Source organism: Pseudomonas tremae, assembly GCF_001401155.1.
GTDB classification, from domain to species: Bacteria; Pseudomonadota; Gammaproteobacteria; order Pseudomonadales; family Pseudomonadaceae; genus Aquipseudomonas; species Aquipseudomonas tremae.
In genome coordinates this window covers 1-358 of record NZ_LJRO01000230.1, presented here as the reverse complement: position 1 = coordinate 358, position 358 = coordinate 1, and the positions used below count along the sequence as shown (strand labels likewise).

The following is a 358-nucleotide window of genomic DNA, read 5'->3' as shown; positions in this document are numbered from 1 at the left end:
ACCGGCTGCTGCACCCCGAGCTGTGGGGCGCCTTGCTGCACACTGAATTCCCGGAGTTTTCGGCCACCATGTTTCAGCCGGTAGGCGGCATGGACCGCATCACCGACGCGTTTTACCAGCGCCTCACCGAGCAGGTGCAACTGGGCGCGCAGGTGCGCCAGATTCGTCAACTGGAAGACAGTGTGGGGTCACCTATCACGACAGACACAGTGGCCGTGAACAGGTAGTACGCGCCGATTACCTGGTCTCGACCCTGCCGTTGCCGTTGCTGGCCAGGCTGGATACCGACTTCAGCAAGCCGGTCAAGGCTGCTTTGCTGAGCACCCGCAACGATCAGGCGACCAAAGTGGCGTGGCAA

1 pseudogene is annotated in these 358 nt (G+C 62.0%); it reads left to right on the top strand.

Annotated elements, in window-relative coordinates:
- Positions 1 to 358, top strand: a pseudogene (locus ALO43_RS15610) (FAD-dependent oxidoreductase); the annotation flags it as partial.